Genomic DNA, 18673 nt, shown 5'->3' with positions numbered 1-18673 from the left:
GCCAATCTAACGTGTAGGAGGAAGTCATGCAGATTACGTATTTATCTGATCCTCAAGAAAAGAAACAGATCGCACAAACCATTCTGGCTGATTTGCCGGAATGGTTCGGCCTGCCTGAAAGCACTGCCGATTATATTGAAAAAAGTGCCTATCAAGAAATGATCGTTGTAGAGAACAAAGGTTTTTTGACCCTTGTAAAAACAAGTCCAGCGACTGCTGAGATCTATGTTATGGGCGTATTGAAAGCCGATCACCATCAAGGAATCGGCAGCCAATTGATCCAAGAAGCCATCCGTTGGTGCCAACGAGAAAGTATGGCCTTTTTACAGGTTAAGACATTGGCAGAGACGCATCCAGACCAACACTATCAACGTACACGAAGTTTTTATGAGGCGATGGGTTTTTTGCCTGTCGAAACATTTCCCACCCTTTGGGGAGCGGAAAATCCATGCTTGTTGATGATCCAAGCAGTTCCACCTCGGGAAAACACTAGAATTCCTTAACTCCCCATGCTAAAATGAGAAGGATTATAAAGGAAATGAGGACCAATCGTGACTGAATTTTTAAATGTAGGAAAAATTGTCAATACCCACGGAATCCGGGGAGAAGTACGAGTGATCTCGCAAACCGATTTCCCAGAAGAACGCTACCGTAAAGGGCAACGATTAACACTGTTTCGAGAAAATAAAGCACCGCTGGAATTAACCGTCGCTGGTCATCGTAAACACAAGAATTTTGATTTATTGACATTCGAGGGGTACCCCACGATCAATGATGTGGAACCTTTGCGAGACGGTATCTTAAAAGTTTCAAAAGACGAATTAAGCGAACTAACAGAAAATGAGTATTACTATCATGAAATCATCGGCTTGACCGTCATTGATGAGCAAGCCAGAGAACTAGGAAAAATCAAAGAAATCCTATCTCCCGGTGCCAATGATGTTTGGGTAGTCCAACGCAAAGGCAAAAAAGATGCGTTGATTCCCTACATCGAATCAGTGGTAAAGCAAATTGATTTGGATAAAGGCGAAGTGCATATTGAGATCCCAGAAGGGTTGTTGGATGATGAGGATTGATGTTTTAACCTTATTCCCAAGAATGTTTGACGGCCCAATGGGGGAATCGATCATTGGAAAAGCTCGGGAAAAAGAGCTTCTAGAAATCAATGTCTCAAACTTTCGCGAATTTTCGGACAACAAACACCAAACAGTAGATGACTACCCTTATGGCGGAGGGGCAGGGATGCTGCTGAAAGTTCAGCCGATCTATGATAATTTAAAAGCGATCGAAACTGCCACCCCGCAAACCAAAAAACGTATTATCTTGTTAGACCCTGCCGGTAAGAAATTCGATCAAAAAATGGCCGAATCTTTTTCGCAAGAAGAGCATCTGGTATTTATCTGCGGACATTATGAAGGGTATGATGAACGAATTCGTTCGCTAGTGACGGATGAAGTTTCTCTCGGGGATTATGTTTTGACTGGTGGCGAATTAGGCGCGATGGTGATGATCGATGCGACCGTTCGTTTGCTGCCTGAAGTGCTAGGAAACGAGACGTCTGCGCAGACTGATTCCCACTCCACAGGGTTGCTTGAACACCCGCAGTACACGCGACCAGCAGAATTTCAAGGGATGACGGTCCCACCAGTCTTGATGAACGGCAACCACAAACTGATCGAAGAATGGCGCTTAAAAGAATCCTTGAGACGAACTTATCATCGACGACCTGATATGTTGGCGGATTATCCCCTAACAGCAGAAATGAAAAAAATGCTACAAGAGATCGACGAAGAAGCTTCGGCAGAGGATGAATCAAAGTAAGAAATCTCAGTATCTAGAATCGCACCTGCAATCAAATGAAACCACCACAACGGATACTAGAAGCACCAGTCTAGTCCGTTGTCTTTTTTATAGAGACAAAATAAATGTCGGGAAAAAAAGCTGGTGACAAGAAATTTGTCTTTACATGAGCTGGAAAGTTATGGTAAGATATTTCAGTGAGTGTAAACTCAACTATTACGATATTCCGCTGGAGCAAATTGCTTTAAGAATGTTTGGGAATAAGGAGAATGATAAAGATGAATCCATTGATTCAAGAATTAACTCAAGAACAATTACGTACTGACATCCCAGCTTTCCGTCCTGGGGACACTGTTCGCGTTCATGCGAAAGTTGTTGAAGGAACGCGCGAACGTATCCAGTTATTTGAAGGTGTTGTTATCAAACGCCGCGGAGCTGGTATTAGCGAAACTTATACCGTTCGTAAAGTATCAAATGGTGTAGGTGTTGAACGTACCTTCCCATTGCACACACCACGTGTTGCACAAATCGAAGTTGTTCGTTACGGTAAAGTACGTCGTGCAAAATTGTACTACTTGCGTGCATTACACGGAAAAGCAGCTCGTATCAAAGAAATCAGAAGATAAACACGGGAAACTTCCTTGGAAATCTGAAATCTGTGAAAAGTCCTTGTATATCAAGGGCTTTTTCTTTTTTCACTATCACAGTTTTAAGCCTCAATTGGCTATTTTGGATCATTTTTCATTCATATTCCATTAAATTGCCCTAGATTGTCCGATTTTGACTATCAGTGTCGTCAAAATAGGGCAAAATTTCGTAGTCAATTTGACGACAAATTTAATACGAAAAATACCAAAACATTTACCGAATTTAGCAACTTCTGAACCCGAGTTACTAAAAGGGTCGACTTTTTTCGAAAAAGCCAAAACATGTACTTTTCTACTAAAAAGTTGATGTGATAGGATTCTATCTAAATAATTTTTAGGAGTTTTTATCGTGAAACAAGATGATGGACGAATCGTATGGAAGAATCTAAGTGATCTAAAACTGATTTTGTTAATCAATCAATTTATCGAAAAACACGAAATAAAATCTAGCCGTCAATATCAGAGGAAATTATTAGAAAATCCCAATTCTGCACCAAGTATGTGGTTTATCAATCAAAAATATGGTTCATGGAAAAACTTATTAGTTAGTCTTGGGTGTGATAATGGAGAATATGGGAAATGGGCAAAAATATCAGAAAAAGATTTATTGAAAATAGTAGAGTCTTTTATTACGGTTGAGAAAATAACTTCTCAGCGTATGTATGAAAAAAGATCAGTAGGAAAAGACGTTCCTTCATTGAGTACATTGAAAAAGAGATTTGGAGATATAAGGTATCTATTTAGAAAGAATACAGAGAAGTCTTCTTTTACTGATTTTGAACTAATGCTTGAACTAAGAAATGAAATAGTCCGATTAAAATTACAGGATGATTTATCAATGACGAAATTTCGAAAACTAGTTCAATCACCAAAGTTACCATCAGTTGATACAATAATGAAAAGAACAAATAAAAATTGGGAAGAGTTGATGACAGAAATAGGGTTTGACTATCGAAAAATCAAAATCAATAAGCAGAGAAATAACTTATCTAAAAAGAAGAAAACTAAATAGTAAAACTCTAGACTAGACGTTCAAAATAAAAAGTTGAACGTCTTTTTTTATTACCTAAAAACGAAAGGGGATTTTATTTTATGATAAAGCCGAGATTTAAAAATTGTCGATTATTTGCGGCTTGGGCACTATTAGGTCAAACAATTGGCGGAACGATTGTTCCTTCGATTGCCTTCGCCGATGAAATTACTCATCCACAAACGGTAACCGTAGAACTAGATTTAGCACATCAATATGTTGTCGAAGGAACGTTTAGTGACGGTCGTCCGATGTCAGAAGTCACTGTTCCGCATTATGCAGTGTACAATGGCGTGAAACAAGATATTTTCTGTATTGAACCAGGAGTCCCGATTTACAATGAGTTCACTCCTGGCTATGAGAAAAATCCATTGCCTGATATGTCTGAGAAAGCGAAACTAGTTTCTGTTTTATGGAAAAAAGCCGGTACAGATGCAGATACTCATATTGTGGCACAGAAGATGATCTGGCAAGAAGTTAATGGATATACCCTTCACTCAATCAAACGATCAGATGGTAGTGCCGTAAATATCTCAGCCATTGAGGCAAAAATAAATCAAGCCATTGCCGATTATCAGAAGAAACCAAACTTCCATAATAGTACTGCTAAAACAGTATTAGGGCAATCGACTACTGTGACGGATACGAATAATCTTAATTTGTCAGAGTTCGATGAGGTTGTGGAAAATACCGCAAACATTGATTATCGTGTGAATGGCAGTCAGTTGATAATCACCCCAACTGCCAATTCAAAAGAAAATGGTGTGCTGACGCTTAAGAAATCTGCTGGTACCGGAACACCTGTCGCCTATAAAAAGGCTGGCCAACAGACTTTAATGGCCGGGGCAATTGATAAGCCGAACACTTACACGGTCAAAATTGATATAAAAACGGAAGGTTCTTTTAAGATTAAAAAAGTTGATAAAGAATCGGGTGATATTATACCAGGAACGGTTTTCCATTTAGACTTTGGAAAATCTTTACCTGCAAAAGACTTGACTACCGATAAAGAAGGAATTGCTTCATTGGATGAGATTCCTCATGGTACAAAAGTAACCATTACCGAAAAATCAGTACCGGCGCCTTATACGATTGATACCACCCCCATGACTACCACCATTAAAGCAGGCGAAACCATTTACGTGACTTCAAAAAATACACGGGAAAAAGGTCAAATCATTCTGGATAAAAGCGGAGTTGAAACAGGGAGTGATCTTTGGAATGACAATTATTCCTTAGCTGGTAATACGTTTGCCATTCGCAAAGACAGTCCAACCGGTGAAATCGTTCAAGAAATGACCACGGATGAAAACGGTCATGCGGAAACACCAAAAGAGATTGCTAATGCGTTGGAATTGGGAACCTATTATGTGACCGAAACTAAAGCTAGTCATGGGTTCGTGAATACGTTCAAACCTGTAAAAGTCGAATTGAAGTATGCCAATCAAACCGTAGCCCTTGTTACCAGTAACGTAAAAGGGCAAAATCAAGAAATCACTGGCGAAACCACTTTGACGAAAGAAGACAAAGATACTGGGGATAAAACACAAGGTAAAGCAGTCTTTGAGGGTGCTGAATACACCTTGTTTACTGCTAAGGATGGAAAAGCTGTTAAATGGAGTGAGGCTTTTAAACCAGAATTAGTGAAGGGAACGAAAGCTTCTGATGAAACCGTCACTTTGACTTTAGACGAAAAGAACCAAGTTGCCGTTAAACATTTATCTATCAACGAGTATTACTGGCAAGAAACCAAAGCGCCTGAAGGATATACCTTGGATGAAGCGAAGTATCCTGTATCTATCAAAAAGGTGGATGATAATGAAAAAAATGCGGTGATTACCCGAGATGTTACGGCAAAGGAACAAGTGATTCGCTTTGGTTTTGATTTCTTTAAATTTGCTGGATCAGCTGCGGGTACTGCCGAAACTGGCTTCAATGATCTGACCTTTAAAGTGTCACCATTAGAAGGAACCAATGAAATCACAGGTGCCGAAGATGAAGCGACCACTGCTTATAACGAGCAATTAGGGTTTGATGGCTATGGGAAGTTTGAAAATCTTCCTTATGGAGATTATTTACTTGAAGAAGTAGAAGCGCCAGAAGGATTTCAAAAGATTACGCCATTAGAAATCCGTTCTACCTTTAAGGAGAACAAAAAAGACTCTGTGAAGAGTGAGTATGTCTTTACTATTACCGAACACGGCCAAAAACAACCAATTAAAACGGTCACCGTTCCTTACGAGAAACTGACGAACAAAGCATTTTCTGTTAGTTTGAACCGTTTGATGCTTTATGATTTGCCTGTGGAAGAAGATAGTTTAACTTCTCTTGCGACTTGGAAAGACGGAGACAAAGAATTAACTACCCTTGATTCTACCGAGTTAGTTGATAAATTGAGTTACAATCTACATGAAATCAAAGAAGACTGGTATTTGGTAGCGCAAGCCATTGATGTGGAAGCCACAAAAGCTGCCCAAGAAAAAGATGAAAAAGCCAAACCAGTCGTGATTGCCGAAACAACCGCCACTTTGGCGAATAAAGAGAAAACAGGAACTTGGGAAATTCGGCATAAATTAACCGCCGAACAAGTTTTGGATAAAATCATCGTCTTATTCAACTATGTGTATGAAAATAAGGAAGCTTTTGAAGCAGGCGATGAGCCAGTATCGAAGGATGCTAGCTTGAATAATCAAGCCCAAACTGTTAATTGTACGGTGGAACGTCATGTTTCCATCCAAACAAAAGCCCACCTAGAAGATGGTTCTCAGACCTTTACTCATGGTGATGTGGTGGATATGTTTGATGATGTATCTATTACTCATGATGTATTGGATGGATCAAAAGAAGCTTTCGAAACAATTCTGTATGCACTACTACCGGATGGTACAAACAAAGAAATTTGGAAATCAGGCAAGATTGATTATGAAGTAAATGATAAAGAATTTACCAAAACTATGCTTGCGGAAAAAGTAGATACCGGAAAGTATCCAGAAGGAACCAAGTTTACTTTTGCAGAAATCAATTATGATAAAGATGAGAATATCAATGGGAAACACAATGAGGATCTAAAAGAAAAAAAACAAACCTTAACGCCCAAAAAAGTTCCAACCACACCACGTACGCCGAAACAACCGGAAACACCAACTGTTCCAAGTGGCTATCAAGAATCTAGTCCCACAGTGAAGACATTCCCTCAAACTGGGGAGAAAAATTCCAATGTTTTACTGTTCATTGGTTTTACTTTGATTTTTGCGACGGCGGGCTATTATTTCTGGAATCGCCGTAACTAAGGTGATGAGATGATACAAGTAAATCCTAAGAACCAACGTGCGCGACCGCCTCCTAACAAAGTGGTCACGCTATTTTTGTATCCAAAACTAACAATGAAAAGAGGAAAAGAAGATGGAATTGAAATTTGTCGTGCCAGATATGACTGAAACCTTTGGAAAGTTGAGTTATGCCGGTGAAGGAGAAATTTTAACAGAAGGATATGGACGGAATACTACGGTGATTGGTCGCAGTTATCATTTGTATTCTAGTAAGCAACGGGCTGATGATATTGAGGTGGTAGTAGCTGCGGAAGCCGGTGAAAAGGACTTTGATCAAGACCAACTGCTAAAAGCCGTGAATCCCCACTTGGTTGCCAAAGGCTATGAGATTGAGAATCGTGGGTTTACTGATTACGTGTTGTATGTTGATGATTTAGTGAAAGCATAGGAGGAAAAGAAGATGAGATTAACAGGAGGTATTGTTGTAGATTCAGGATTAACCTTTGGCAAGTTGCGATTTTCCGCATTACGCCGAGAAGTACGGAAGCAAAATGAGGATGGAACGATTAGTAACGAGGTAAAAGAACGAACCTATAATTTGAAATCCTCTGCACAAGGTCGAATGATCCAAGTTAGTATTCCAGCAAATGTACCCTTACGCGAGTTTGCTTATGATGCAGAGGTAGAGTTGGTCAATCCAATTGTGGATACAGTCGCCAATTATGTTTTTCGAGAAGGAACTACTGTTAATTGGTTTATTAAGGCAGACGATTTAGTCTTGAAACGACAACCGACTCAAGGAAATCCTACGAACCAAAATGAAGGAAAGAAATAGGTGAAGAAGATGGAAATTAATGTGGAACATATTTTAGATTGTCTCGATCAATTTGGCAAAGGCGAGTTAACTGAGGAACAACTCACTAACGCATTAACCTATGATGAAAAAATGTTTTTGATTATGCATCAAGGATTACTGGAAGTAGGTAATGATGTCGAAGAAGACTTTGATGTACTGAATTGGTTAGGGGAGGAAGAGTCCTTCTTTATGGTTGTCGAGGTAAATGAAAGTTTATGTCGTCAAGCAGAATCTGTTTTAGAAGAAATCGGTGTGGAGATGCCGGATGCTATTGAAGGTTTTTTAACACAATTGGTTGAAACGAAACAACTTCCCGTAACAGTAAATGACTAGCATGACTTTTTGAAATTGACCAATGAAATCCTATTGGTTTTTTTTGATTGGAGGTGGAAACCATCAAAATGTACAAAGGACATCGCATACGCGCAAGAGATCAGCACTTGGTTTATCACTTTATTCTTGGCTGGCTAATCGCTTTGTTCATCGGTTGGATGGGTGTCTTTTATTTTCAAGAGCTTAGAAAATTTGATATTTCTAGGGTATCACTTTCTACTATTGAAACTGTTTGGTCTATGAAGGAATTAATCTGCTTACTTGGAAGTCTCGCTTTTTCAGGAGTTATGCTGTTGCTTTATATTCACTTTTTTCCTGATCATTGGCGAAGCTTGTGGCATAGACAAAAACTAGCTCGGATGATTCTAGAAAACCATTGGTATGAAGTGAAACAAACTCAAAGTGAAGGCTTTTTCAAAGATTTAAATAGTAGTCGAACCAAAGACACTATCAGTTACTTCCCCAAAATCTATTATCGAATGACGGATGAATTACTTTCAATTCGTGTTCAAATTTCACTGGGAAAATATCAAGATCAGCTATTGAAGTTGGAAAAGAAGCTAGAAAGTGGGCTGTATTGTGAGTTAGTAGAAAAGGAACTCAAAGACTCTTATGTGGAATACACCTTGTTATACGATATGATTGCCAATCGAATTGGGATAGAAGAAGTAGTGGCAGAAAATGGGGCGTTGCGATTGATGAAAAATCAAGTATGGGTGTATGATTCCTTGCCTCATATGTTAATCGCAGGTGGGACAGGTGGTGGGAAGACCTATTTCTTACTCACCATTATTCAAGCACTATTGAAGTCAGATGCAGAATTGTTTATCCTCGATCCCAAAAATGCCGACCTAGCCGATTTAGGTACGGTGATGCCTCACGTATACTCCCAAAAAGAAGAAATTTCTGCATGTGTGGAAGATTTTTACGAACGCATGGTGGCTCGTAGCAAGGCAATGAAAGAAATGTCCAACTACAAAACTGGAGAGAATTATGCGTTTCTTGGACTTCCACCAAACTTTTTAATCTTTGATGAATACGTGGCTTATATGGAAATGTTAACGACGAAAGAAAGTGCGGTGATTTTAAATAAGCTCAAACAAATCGTGATGTTGGGTCGTCAGTCTGGTTTCTTTCTAATTCTGGCTTGTCAAAGACCCGATGCAAAATATTTAGGAGACGGGATTCGCGATCAATTTAACTTTCGAGTAGCTTTGGGTCGCATGAGTGAACTCGGGTATTCCATGATGTTTGGAGAAGTTGATAAAAATTTCTTTATGAAACGCATCAAAGGTCGAGGCTATGTGGATACTGGAGGGAGTGTGATTAGTGAGTTTTATACGCCACTTGTGCCAAAAGGGTATGATTTTTTAAGGGAAATTAGTAACATTGCTGGATTAAATGTTCGTACGGAAAGAGAAAGTAATAGCATGTAGCTTGGGAATATCAATAATCCTAGGCTTTTTTTATTGAGGTGATTTATGACATTTTTAGATTTATTCGCCGGGATCGGTGGCTTTCGCTTAGACATGGAACAAGCCGGTCACCAGTGTATCGGCTTTTGTGAAATTGATGAATTTGCCCGGCGGAGCTACAAGGCAATTCATGATACAAGTAAGGAGGTGGAAATGCATGACATCACAAGTGTATCAGATGAGTTTGTTCGATCCCTCGGACCAGTGGACATCCTTTGCGGCGGATTTCCGTGCCAAGCTTTTTCAATTGCGGGAAAGCGGCAAGGATTTTCCGATACTCGAGGTACTTTATTCTTTGAAATCGCTCGGTTCGCCACTCTTCTCCAACCTAAGTTTCTATTCCTTGAGAACGTCCGAGGATTGCTCAATCACGAAGGAGGGGCTACGTTCGAGACGATCCTCCGAACGCTGGATGGATTATGGTATGACGTGGAGTGGCAGGTGCTTAACTCAAAGACCTACGTTCCCCAAAGCTGCGAGCGGATCTTCCTTATCGGATATTCTCGAGATTCATGTACCGAACAAGTATTTCCTATCATTGGATCGTCTTCAACATCTGATCAAAACATCAGAAACTTGGTAAATATCAATCCTTCCAATCGTGGAATGGGTGGACAAGTCTATGGTTCAGATGGAGTTGCGCCAACTTTAACGGGAGATGAAGGAATTAAAATTGCCTTGCCGGTAAATGATGGGATTTCTGTAGCGGGTATTTTACCGGGAAATTTCGAACAAGGTAATCGAGTTTACGAAGTAACCGGTACAGCTCCCACTTTGTCAACGAAACAAGGGGGAACGAAGATCATGATTCGGAAAAATGGAACAGAATATCAAGAGGCCAAGCCAGGAGACCAACAAGCGGTCGTCACGGATCAGTACCAGATTCGGAAGCTAACACCTAGAGAGTGCTGGCGACTTCAAGGCTTTCCCGATTGGGCTTTTTACCGAGCTTCTCAAGTCAATTCAGATAGTCAGTTGTATAAACAGGCCGGAAACTCTGTCACAGTTCCGGTCATTTTTGATATTGCAAGAGGATTAAAGGAGGTAAAAGCACATGATTTATGATGAGTTGATTGGAGAAATCTACTGGGTGATTGGCAAGATTCAGTCAGATCCGGAATTGGAAGAAGAACTGTACCGGCTCAATTTCGATATTCGAAAAAATGGGTTGAAGGTCCCTGGTGATTCATATGTAATGGACGAGGAAATCGATGCTCGAATTGAGATGAATCAAGTCATCAGTGAATTGGAACGGATTGCGAACTTTGCCAAAGAACCGGATATCCGTCAATACTTGTTTGAGATAAAAGCAGAATTGGAAATTGAGGGTATTATCGAGGAGTAACGGCTAAACAAACCACTGATAGGCACTGACCGCGGGGGATTTGCGAAGCAGAAATCCTCCGTGGTCAGTGCCTGTTCATGGACGGCGCCAGTCGGCCATGATGTCCCACCCCCCGTATCTAACAGGGGGGTACAAAAACACAAAAAATAAGCAAGTAATCATTAAGAATTGCTGGTGTAGCAAGGAAAATTAACGATTTGATTAAGTGTGAAGAATTCGTCAATTACTTCACACTTTTGCTTTAGGAGGTGATTATTTGGCGAAAAGAAATTTAAGTAAGGAATTGCTGAAAAAAAAGCGTAAAGATTATAAGGTTTCGCAGAACAAATTAGCTGTTGCATGTAATTTGACTCGAGAGTATATCAATAAGATTGAATCAGGTCTACTTACGCCATCAGAAAAGACCATGAGGAAAATTTTTGATCAGCTGGAAAGTTTCAATCCCGAATTGCCTTTAACGTTACTGTTTGATTACGTAAGGATTCGTTTCCCCACAACGGATGTGCGGAAAGTTATTCAAGAAATTCTCCATTTGAAATTTGATTATATGCTTCATGAAGATTACGCCTTTTACTCCTATCAAGAACAATACGTCATGGGAGATATTGTGGTGATGTTATCTCATGAAGAAGATAAAGGTGTCCTTTTGGAATTAAAGGGTCGTGGCTGTCGGCAGTTTGAAACTTTTTTATTCGCTCAAAAACGTAGCTGGTACGACTTTTTCGAAGATTGTCTAAAAGTTAGTGGCGTGATGAAACGCTTGGATTTGGCAATCAATGATCGAGTGGGGCTATTGAATATTCCTGATTTAACGAAAAAATGTCAGAAGGAAGAATGTATCTCCTTGTTTCGTACCTTTAAAAGTTATCGTTCCGGAGAGTTGTTGAAAGCTGATGAAAAGGATGGTATGGGCAATACCTTATATATCGGCAGCCTCAAGAGTGAGGTCTATTTTTGTTTGTACGAAAAAGATTATGAGCAATATATCAAGTTAGGGATTCCATTAGACCAAACTGAAACGAAAAATCGCTTTGAGATTCGATTGAAAAATGACCGTGCCTATCATGCAATTCAAGATTTGTTAAAAGGTCGTAGCATTGAAAGTACTACGTTTTCCATTATCAATCGTTATTTGCGATTTGCGGATAAGGTGGAAGGAAAGAGGCGAACTAACTGGCCCTTGAATGAACAATGGGGGCGCTTCATTGGACGGAATCGTAAGGAAATTCACTTAACCTCTGAACCGAAACCATATACCATTGAACGAACGTTGAATTGGCTTGGACGCCAGGTCGCCCCTACGTGGAAGATGGCTAAGGAATTGGATCGTTTAAATCAGACAACCTATATTCAGGATATGGTGAACAATGCGCGCTTATCAGACCGGCACAAAAAGATTTTGGAGCAACAAAGTATGGCAATCGAAAACTTGATTATATGAAAAGAGGAATTGCGATGGAAAATATAAAAGATATGTTATTGGTAGTTGGTGGCAGTATGCTTGGTGTTACTATGATTTGTTTGATGAATACAAGTGCAACAGCAGACCGAGTAATGGAAAAGAAAGGAAAGTGACAAGATGAATTTCGGACAAAATTTGTATCAATGGTTTTTAACCAATGCCCAATCCTTAGTTTTACTGGCAATTGTGGTTATTGGTTTATTTTTAGGATTTAAGCGAGAGTTTTCCAAACTGATTGGCTTCTTGGTCATTGCCTTGATTGCGGTCGGACTGGTCTTCAATGCTTCTGGGGTGAAGGATGTCTTGCTTAATTTGTTTAACCGAATTGTCGGTGCCTAAGGAGGATTCACGATGGAACAGATGCGTGTTTATATTGTGAACCTTGGAAAGTACAATGAAGGTGAGTTGGTGGGGGCGTGGTTTACCCCACCTGTCAATTTTGATGAAGTGAAAGTACGGATTGGATTAAATAATGAATATGAGGAATATGCAATCCATGATTATGAGCTCCCCTTTGAGATTGATGAGTATACACCAATTGAGGAAATTAATCGGTTGTGTGGCTTAGCGGAGGAGCTTGAAGGAACGCCAGTTGGTGAAGTAGCTTTAGAGATTCAACACGCTTTCTTCAATTCTTTCGAGGAAATGGTAGAGCATGTGGATGATATTATCTATTATCCGGATTGCGATGATATGAGTGATGTAGCGTATTACTTGATTGTGGAGACAGGTGCTTTAGGTGAAGTTCCTGCTTATTTACAAAATTATATTGACTATGAGGCTTATGGTCGAGATTTAGAGACTGGAGGGAATTATTTAGTTACTAGTCGTGGAGTTTTTGAATATATAGTCTAGAAATTAATACTAGGAAATATTTTATTTGAAATGCTAGAAGATGTTTTGTTGATATGGAGCTGTTTTGTCTGCTTCATATAGCAAGTAAAATAAAATTATCGTTTTTTGTCCCAATCTATATATTTTTGTCCCGGAATATGTTATGCTCTTGTTAAGATAGGAGGGTCAAATCGTGAGAAAACAAAATATTTTAAATCTAATTAAGTACCATGTTGAAAAAAACGAAAATGCCTTTAGAAATGAAGCGATTGAGATTGCTAAACGGTTTGATAGTATGGGGGACCATCAATTGGCAGAGTATATAATGGGATTGATAGCCGAGTCAAATCTGTATACTCCACAAGCTAGTGACTTTGAAAGTGACCTTCTTAAAACAATTGAGACAAATAATCTATCACCATTAAATTTACCTGTTGAGATTACTGAAGACATAAAGGGTATCATTAATGCTATACATCACAATATTGGTATTAATAAATTTCTTTTCGAAGGAATGCCTGGTAGTGGCAAAACAGAGGCCGCTAAGCAAGTTGCTAGACTTTTAGGTAGAGCACTATACTATGTTGATTTCGACAACCTAATCGATAGTAGACTTGGTCAGACTAATAAAAATATATCTAATGTATTCCAAGAAATCAATAAATTACCTTATCCAGATAGAACTGTTATTCTATTTGACGAAATCGATGTTATAGCTTTGGATAGAATAAATCAAAATGATGTCCGTGAAATGGGGCGTGTAACTTCCACTATCTTAAGAGAGTTAGATCGATTGACTGATTTGAACAACGAAATTGTATTGATTGCAACTACAAATTTATTTTCCAATTTTGACAAAGCACTCTCTAGACGTTTTGATGCGGTTATAAGTTTCAATCGATATTCAAAACAAGATCTTATTGAAGTGGGCGAATACTTTTTTGCTTCCTATTCTAAGAACTTTAAAAATATCTCTAGGGATGTACGACTATTCAAAAAAATCCTTAATGTTTCTCCGGAGCTACCATATCCTGGTGATTTGAAAAATATTATAAAAACTTCATTGGCATTTAGCGATACTGAAAATGGATATGATTACCTAAGAAGACTGTATAATAATCTTATTGGGAATCTTGAAAGTACAAGTATCAAAGAATTGCACAAGCAAGGTTTTACTGTCCGAGAAATTGAAAAGCTGACGGGAGATTCAAAAAGCAGTGTCTCTAGAAAATTGATGGAGGATAAGCTAGATGGCGAATAACGTATTAGAACTTAGAGGTAAAAGGTTTGTTCAAGCAGTTAGATCAGGACGGCCAGGTGGAGCAAACATGAATAGTCAACGTGATGTAGCTGTTAGTAATTTGGATTTGTTAAGAAATAAAATAGATCAGATCAAAAATTTTTGGTTAAAGGAATCTAGACCATTTTCGGGGGTATTAATAAGTGTCCACTATTGTAAAATAGTTGCTAAAAGCAATCGAATTGCGGGTTTATTAAAGGGAGTAAACTCAAATGCTGCAGTTGTAGGTGCGAAATTTAATGACGATAAAACAAAACATATAATCACTTATTATTTATCAATTTCTGATCTTGAAAAAACAATAAGGTTACTTGAAAGTGCAAAAGAAATATTGATTGAGCATTATAATGGTTCAATAGACAAGGAGAGTTTTGATGATGCGGCAATAATTAAACGTATCAAATTTGAGAACTCAGTTATTAGTAAATCACTTTTCAAGCAAGTTATCGCAGATGTATCCTATATTGAAAATTTTGAAGTTGATTTAGCTGATAGGAAGAACAGCGAAAGTATTGTTACTTTGTTTGATACAAATATGGATGTTCGCAAACTTCTTAAAGGATTAGGGATTGACATAATCAACTCACGTGTTTTGGGAGACCAAACAGTATTTTTGAATGAGAATGAACTAAATATCTTATATGAAAAAGCCCCTTATCTAGTATCTATGGCAACTGAAGATTTATCTGAAATGTCACCTAGTGATTTTATTGATGATTTTTCAGATGTATTAATGAGTATTCCAAATCCAGATGGGGAACCAACTATTGGCGTAATTGATACACTTTTTGATAGCCGGGTGTATTTTAGTACATGGGTAGAATATCATCAAATGATTGACCCGGAAATACCAATTGAGTCGAAAGATTTTCGACATGGTACTGGTGTTTCCTCAATTATTGTAGATGGGCCAAAGTTAAATCCTTGGTTAGATGATGGGTGCGGTCGGTTTAGAGTACGACATTTTGGAATAGCAACAGGTGGAAATTTTTCTTCTTTTACCATCATAAAAAAAATCAGAGAAATTGTATCATCTAACTTGGATATCAAGGTTTGGAATATTTCACTAGGTAGTAATCAAGAAATTAATGATAATTTCATTTCTGCAGAGGCTGCGGTTTTGGATCAAATTCAATTCCAATATGATGTTATTTTTGTAATAGCAGGAACCAATAAAACAGTTCCAGATATTGAAAAAATCGGATCACCAGCCGATTCTATAAATGGAATTATTGTAAACTCTGTAACAAAACAAGGTCTTTCTACAAATTATTCTAGAAGAGGTATTGCATTATCATTCTTCGCGAAGCCTGACGTAAGTTATTATGGTGGTAGTGAAGAGCAATATATTACTGTCTGTGAGCCTTTAGGGGAGGCAAAGGTATCAGGTACATCATATGCTGCGCCTTGGATTGCAAGGAAATTATCGTACCTTATTGATATACTAGGATTGAACAGAGAACTTGCAAAGGCTATGATTATTGATTCAGCGAAAGGCTGGAACGATAAACCTACGCCAGAACAAATCTCTCTATACGGACATGGAACGGTTCCAATAAGAATCGAAGATATAGTTCAAACTGCAGATGATGAAATCAAATTTCTTGTAACTGATGTAAGTGAAAAGTGGAATTCGTATAATTATAGTTTTCCAGTACCTTTGACTGAAAATAAATATCCTTATGTAGCAAGAGCAACAATGTGTTACTTCCCAACTTGTAATAGGGCGCAAGGGGTTGATTATACGAATACCGAACTAAATATTCATTTTGGAAGAATCAAAGATGATGGGAAAATTAAAGATATCAAAGGTGACCGGCAAAATGAGGATGAAGTGAGTCTCGAAGATAGGTTTCTACTTTTGGAAGTTGATGCCCGTTCGAATTTCCGAAAGTGGGATAATGTAAAGTATATCGCTGAAGTGCCTAAACCAAACAAACAAATGAAAAAGTCTTATCAAAACAATAAGAACTGGGGAATGGAAGTAAAAACAACAAATAGATTAGACCCCAAAGATGGAGAGGGGCTCAGATTTGGAGTTGTAGTTACTTTGAAAGAAATTACTGGCGTTAATCGTATTGATGAATTTATCCGTAACTGTAATTTGAATGGTTGGATAGTAAATCAATTGGATATTCAAGTGAAACAAGACATTTTCCAAACCTTAAATGAAGAAATTAATTTCGAGTAGGAATAGAGTAGTTTATACGCTCTGAAAAAATAGTAATTTATGTATAGAAAGAGATGGATGATAAGGTGGATTGCTTAAATTATCATCCTCTTTTTTATTTATATATTGAGTATGAACAGTTTTCTAAATTATTTTTGTACATTTTATTATTGATGAATTTTAGAAAGGGGTTTATTATGAAACAGATTAAAAGCTACACCAGTATTTGGGCAGTTGAAAAAGTCATTTACGCAATTAATGACTTTCAGCTGCCTTTTCCTGTGACTTTTAACCAGATGGCTTGGTTTGTTTTGTCCTTGCTATTTGTCATTGTATTTGCCCATGTGCCTCCACTATCTATGATAGAGGGGGCATTTTTAAAATACTTAGGCATACCGGTGGCGGTTACTTGGTTTATGTCGCAAAAAACGTTTGATGGCAAGAAACCATTGGGATTTTTACGATCCTTTATCAGTTATCACTTGCGATTTAAGGTGACTTTTGCAGGAAAGAAGGTCAAAGAACAGAAAAAACGATGGGATGAACCTGTCACTTTAGTGAGGAGTGTGAACTATGTACCCGATTAAGTATATTGAAAATAATCTTGTTTTTAACCAAGAAGGCGAGTGTTTTGCCTACTATGAATTAGTGCCTTATAACTATTCCTTTTTGTCACCTGAACAGAAGTATCAAGTGCATGATAACTTTCGCCAATTAATTGCGCAAATTCGTGAAGGCAAGATCCATGCGTTACAAATCGCCACAGAAAGTAGTATTCGTGCCACTCAGGAACGATCGAAAATAGAAATTACCGGGAGATTAAAAGAAGTTGCGAAACAACGGATTGATTTACAGACAGATGCTTTAGTCTCCATGATTGGCGATAGTCAGATTGATTATCGCTTTTTTATTGGCTTTAAACTAATTGCGACAGATGAAGAGGTCAATTTAAAGAGTCTCAAGAAATCTTTCTTCTCCGGCTTTCAAGAATTTATCTATGAGGTCAATCATCATTTGATGGGTGATTTTGTTTCCTTATCCAATGAAGAAATTCGCCGATATACCAAGCTTGAAAAACTAATGGAAAGTAAATTGGCTCGAAGATTTAAAGTCAGACGAGTCACACCGAGTGATCTGACGTATTTGATTGAACATATTTATGATGAAAAAGGCACAACGTTTGAAGAATATGAATTTCAGTTGCCAAAGAAAAAGCTGAAATCAGAAACGCTGGTGAAACGTTATGATCTGCTACGTCCTAGTCGTTGTTTGATTGAAGAAAAGCCTCGGTACTTACGCATGGAACATGAAAATCATGAATCGTATGTAGCCTATTTGACAGTCAATACGATTGTAGGGGAGATGGAGTTTCCTTCTTCAGAACTTTTTTATTACCAGCAACAACAATTCGCTTTTCCGATTGATACTTCAATGAATGTGGAAATTGTTACGAACAAAAAGGCATTAGCTACCGTTCGCAATAAGAAAAAGGAACTAAAAGATTTAGATAACCATGCTTATCAATCTGACAATGAAACGAATTCCAATGTTTTAGATGCGTTGGATTCCGTAGATGAATTGGAAACCACTTTGGATCAGTCAAAAGAATCCATGTACAAACTGAGTTATGTGGTTCGAGTGAGTGCGGAATCAGTGGATGAATTAAAACGCCGCTGTGATGAAGTGTTCGATTTTTATGATGATACCAATGTGAAATTAGTCCGACCTTTTGGCGATATGATGGGGCTACATGAAGAATTTTTGCCCTCAAGCAAACGCTATATGAATGACTATATTCAATATGTTACGTCTGAATTTCTGGCGGGACTTGGTTTTGGGGCTACTCAAAAGCTAGGGGAATTAGAAGGCATCTACTTTGGCTACAATGTAGATACGGGGCGGAATGTCTACCTGAAACCGGCATTAGCTTCACAAGGGGTCAAGGGTTCAGTTACCAATGCTTTGGCTGCTGCGTTCCTTGGTTCACTCGGTGGCGGAAAGTCCTTTAGTAACAATCTCTTGGTCTACTATGCTGTTCTTTTTGGTGGGCAAGCTGTGATTGTCGATCCAAAAGGAGGTGCGAAACGTTCCTACTTGAAAAGAGTAGGCACAGCACTTCATTAAATCAATATTTAATGTGTGTTGGAGAACT

19 protein-coding genes and 1 pseudogene are annotated in these 18673 nt (G+C 38.4%); all 20 read left to right on the top strand.

From position 1 onward, the window contains the following. Positions 1-26: 26 nt before the first annotated feature. The gene (locus tag DVW06_RS04050) at positions 27-503 is read left to right on the top strand and encodes a GNAT family N-acetyltransferase (protein ID WP_003127689.1); all 477 of its coding nucleotides are present in this window, start codon (positions 27-29) and stop codon (positions 501-503) included. 48 nt (positions 504-551) lie between these two features. Beyond that, entirely contained in the window at positions 552-1076 is a 525-nt protein-coding gene (rimM, locus tag DVW06_RS04045; RefSeq protein WP_003127690.1) for a ribosome maturation factor RimM, read from the top strand. Next, the gene (trmD, locus tag DVW06_RS04040) at positions 1066-1821 is read left to right on the top strand and encodes a tRNA (guanosine(37)-N1)-methyltransferase TrmD (protein ID WP_003127691.1); all 756 of its coding nucleotides are present in this window, start codon (positions 1066-1068) and stop codon (positions 1819-1821) included. Before rimM ends, trmD begins: the two co-directional genes overlap by 11 nt. Positions 1822-2078: 257 nt before the next feature. Further along, positions 2079-2426, top strand: a complete 348-nt coding sequence (gene rplS / locus DVW06_RS04035; RefSeq protein WP_002357176.1) for a 50S ribosomal protein L19 — start codon at positions 2079-2081, stop codon at positions 2424-2426. Between the two features lie 370 nt (positions 2427-2796). Then, positions 2797-3459 carry a hypothetical protein gene (locus tag DVW06_RS04030; RefSeq protein ID WP_103300913.1) on the top strand — a complete coding sequence of 221 codons (663 nt, stop codon included), beginning with the start codon at positions 2797-2799 and terminating at the stop codon, positions 3457-3459. Positions 3460-3539: 80 nt separating this feature from the next. Beyond that, positions 3540-6767 (top strand): fibrinogen-binding MSCRAMM adhesin Fss3, encoded by a 3228-nt coding sequence (fss3, locus tag DVW06_RS04025; protein WP_137264440.1) that lies wholly within the window; start codon positions 3540-3542, stop codon positions 6765-6767. A gap of 112 nt (positions 6768-6879) precedes the next feature. Continuing rightward, positions 6880-7194: a YdcP family protein gene (locus tag DVW06_RS04020; protein WP_137264439.1), complete on the top strand. Its 315-nt coding sequence runs from the start codon at positions 6880-6882 to the stop codon at positions 7192-7194. 12 nt (positions 7195-7206) lie between these two features. Further along, positions 7207-7581, top strand: coding sequence for a YdcP family protein (locus tag DVW06_RS04015; RefSeq protein ID WP_137264438.1), 375 nt, complete (start codon positions 7207-7209; stop codon positions 7579-7581). After that, the gene (locus DVW06_RS04010) at positions 7582-7935 is read left to right on the top strand and encodes a type II toxin-antitoxin system RelB/DinJ family antitoxin (protein ID WP_137264437.1); all 354 of its coding nucleotides are present in this window, start codon (positions 7582-7584) and stop codon (positions 7933-7935) included. 68 nt (positions 7936-8003) lie between these two features. Next, positions 8004-9371, top strand: coding sequence for an FtsK/SpoIIIE domain-containing protein (locus DVW06_RS04005; RefSeq protein WP_137264436.1), 1368 nt, complete (start codon positions 8004-8006; stop codon positions 9369-9371). 45 nt (positions 9372-9416) lie between these two features. Further along, positions 9417-10475 carry a DNA cytosine methyltransferase gene (locus DVW06_RS04000; RefSeq protein ID WP_137264435.1) on the top strand — a complete coding sequence of 353 codons (1059 nt, stop codon included), beginning with the start codon at positions 9417-9419 and terminating at the stop codon, positions 10473-10475. Further along, positions 10465-10755, top strand: coding sequence for a hypothetical protein (locus DVW06_RS03995; RefSeq protein WP_137264434.1), 291 nt, complete (start codon positions 10465-10467; stop codon positions 10753-10755). The genes DVW06_RS04000 and DVW06_RS03995 overlap by 11 nt, the downstream gene beginning before the upstream one ends. Before the next feature lie 256 nt (positions 10756-11011). Beyond that, positions 11012-12196 carry a MobT family relaxase gene (gene mobT / locus DVW06_RS03990; RefSeq protein ID WP_137264433.1) on the top strand — a complete coding sequence of 395 codons (1185 nt, stop codon included), beginning with the start codon at positions 11012-11014 and terminating at the stop codon, positions 12194-12196. 14 nt (positions 12197-12210) lie between these two features. Continuing rightward, a complete protein-coding gene (locus DVW06_RS03985) occupies positions 12211-12330 on the top strand; it encodes a DUF3789 domain-containing protein (RefSeq protein WP_170081242.1) in 120 nt (39 codons plus the stop codon). Between the two features lie 4 nt (positions 12331-12334). Continuing rightward, positions 12335-12556: a hypothetical protein gene (locus tag DVW06_RS03980; RefSeq protein ID WP_002298822.1), complete on the top strand. Its 222-nt coding sequence runs from the start codon at positions 12335-12337 to the stop codon at positions 12554-12556. Between the two features lie 12 nt (positions 12557-12568). Continuing rightward, the gene (locus tag DVW06_RS03975; protein ID WP_137264431.1) at positions 12569-13072 is read left to right on the top strand and encodes an antirestriction protein ArdA; all 504 of its coding nucleotides are present in this window, start codon (positions 12569-12571) and stop codon (positions 13070-13072) included. 172 nt (positions 13073-13244) lie between these two features. Continuing rightward, the gene (locus DVW06_RS03970) at positions 13245-14312 is read left to right on the top strand and encodes an ATP-binding protein (RefSeq protein ID WP_002395161.1); all 1068 of its coding nucleotides are present in this window, start codon (positions 13245-13247) and stop codon (positions 14310-14312) included. Beyond that, positions 14302-16542: a S8 family peptidase gene (locus DVW06_RS03965; RefSeq protein ID WP_137264430.1), complete on the top strand. Its 2241-nt coding sequence runs from the start codon at positions 14302-14304 to the stop codon at positions 16540-16542. Before DVW06_RS03970 ends, DVW06_RS03965 begins: the two co-directional genes overlap by 11 nt. A 176-nt stretch (positions 16543-16718) precedes the next feature. Continuing rightward, entirely contained in the window at positions 16719-17108 is a 390-nt protein-coding gene (locus tag DVW06_RS03960; protein ID WP_137264429.1) for a conjugal transfer protein, read from the top strand. Further along, positions 17095-18594, top strand: a pseudogene (locus tag DVW06_RS03955) (ATP-binding protein); the annotation flags it as partial. The gene DVW06_RS03960 and the pseudogene DVW06_RS03955, both read left to right, overlap by 14 nt. Positions 18595-18673: the final 79 nt, after the last annotated feature.

The organism is Enterococcus sp. ARL09-542, assembly GCF_005234805.1.
GTDB lineage: Bacteria > Bacillota > Bacilli > Lactobacillales > Enterococcaceae > Enterococcus_D > Enterococcus_D gallinarum.
This window is presented reverse-complemented; position numbering and strand designations above follow the sequence as displayed.

Bases quoted from the DNA above. Each gene is read 5' to 3' on its own strand.
- DVW06_RS04050 (WP_003127689.1), top strand. From the start codon at position 27: ATGCAGATTACGTATTTATCTGATCCTCAAGAAAAGAAACAGATCGCA.
- trmD (WP_003127691.1), top strand. From the start codon at position 1,066: ATGAGGATTGATGTTTTAACCTTATTCCCAAGAATGTTTGACGGCCCA.
- rplS (WP_002357176.1), top strand. From the start codon at position 2,079: ATGAATCCATTGATTCAAGAATTAACTCAAGAACAATTACGTACTGAC.
- fss3 (WP_137264440.1), top strand. From the start codon at position 3,540: ATGATAAAGCCGAGATTTAAAAATTGTCGATTATTTGCGGCTTGGGCA.
- DVW06_RS04020 (WP_137264439.1), top strand. From the start codon at position 6,880: ATGGAATTGAAATTTGTCGTGCCAGATATGACTGAAACCTTTGGAAAG.
- DVW06_RS04015 (WP_137264438.1), top strand. From the start codon at position 7,207: ATGAGATTAACAGGAGGTATTGTTGTAGATTCAGGATTAACCTTTGGC.
- DVW06_RS04005 (WP_137264436.1), top strand. From the start codon at position 8,004: ATGTACAAAGGACATCGCATACGCGCAAGAGATCAGCACTTGGTTTAT.
- DVW06_RS04000 (WP_137264435.1), top strand. From the start codon at position 9,417: ATGACATTTTTAGATTTATTCGCCGGGATCGGTGGCTTTCGCTTAGAC.
- DVW06_RS03995 (WP_137264434.1), top strand. From the start codon at position 10,465: ATGATTTATGATGAGTTGATTGGAGAAATCTACTGGGTGATTGGCAAG.
- DVW06_RS03985 (WP_170081242.1), top strand. From the start codon at position 12,211: ATGGAAAATATAAAAGATATGTTATTGGTAGTTGGTGGCAGTATGCTT.
- DVW06_RS03980 (WP_002298822.1), top strand. From the start codon at position 12,335: ATGAATTTCGGACAAAATTTGTATCAATGGTTTTTAACCAATGCCCAA.
- DVW06_RS03975 (WP_137264431.1), top strand. From the start codon at position 12,569: ATGGAACAGATGCGTGTTTATATTGTGAACCTTGGAAAGTACAATGAA.
- DVW06_RS03965 (WP_137264430.1), top strand. From the start codon at position 14,302: ATGGCGAATAACGTATTAGAACTTAGAGGTAAAAGGTTTGTTCAAGCA.
- DVW06_RS03960 (WP_137264429.1), top strand. From the start codon at position 16,719: ATGAAACAGATTAAAAGCTACACCAGTATTTGGGCAGTTGAAAAAGTC.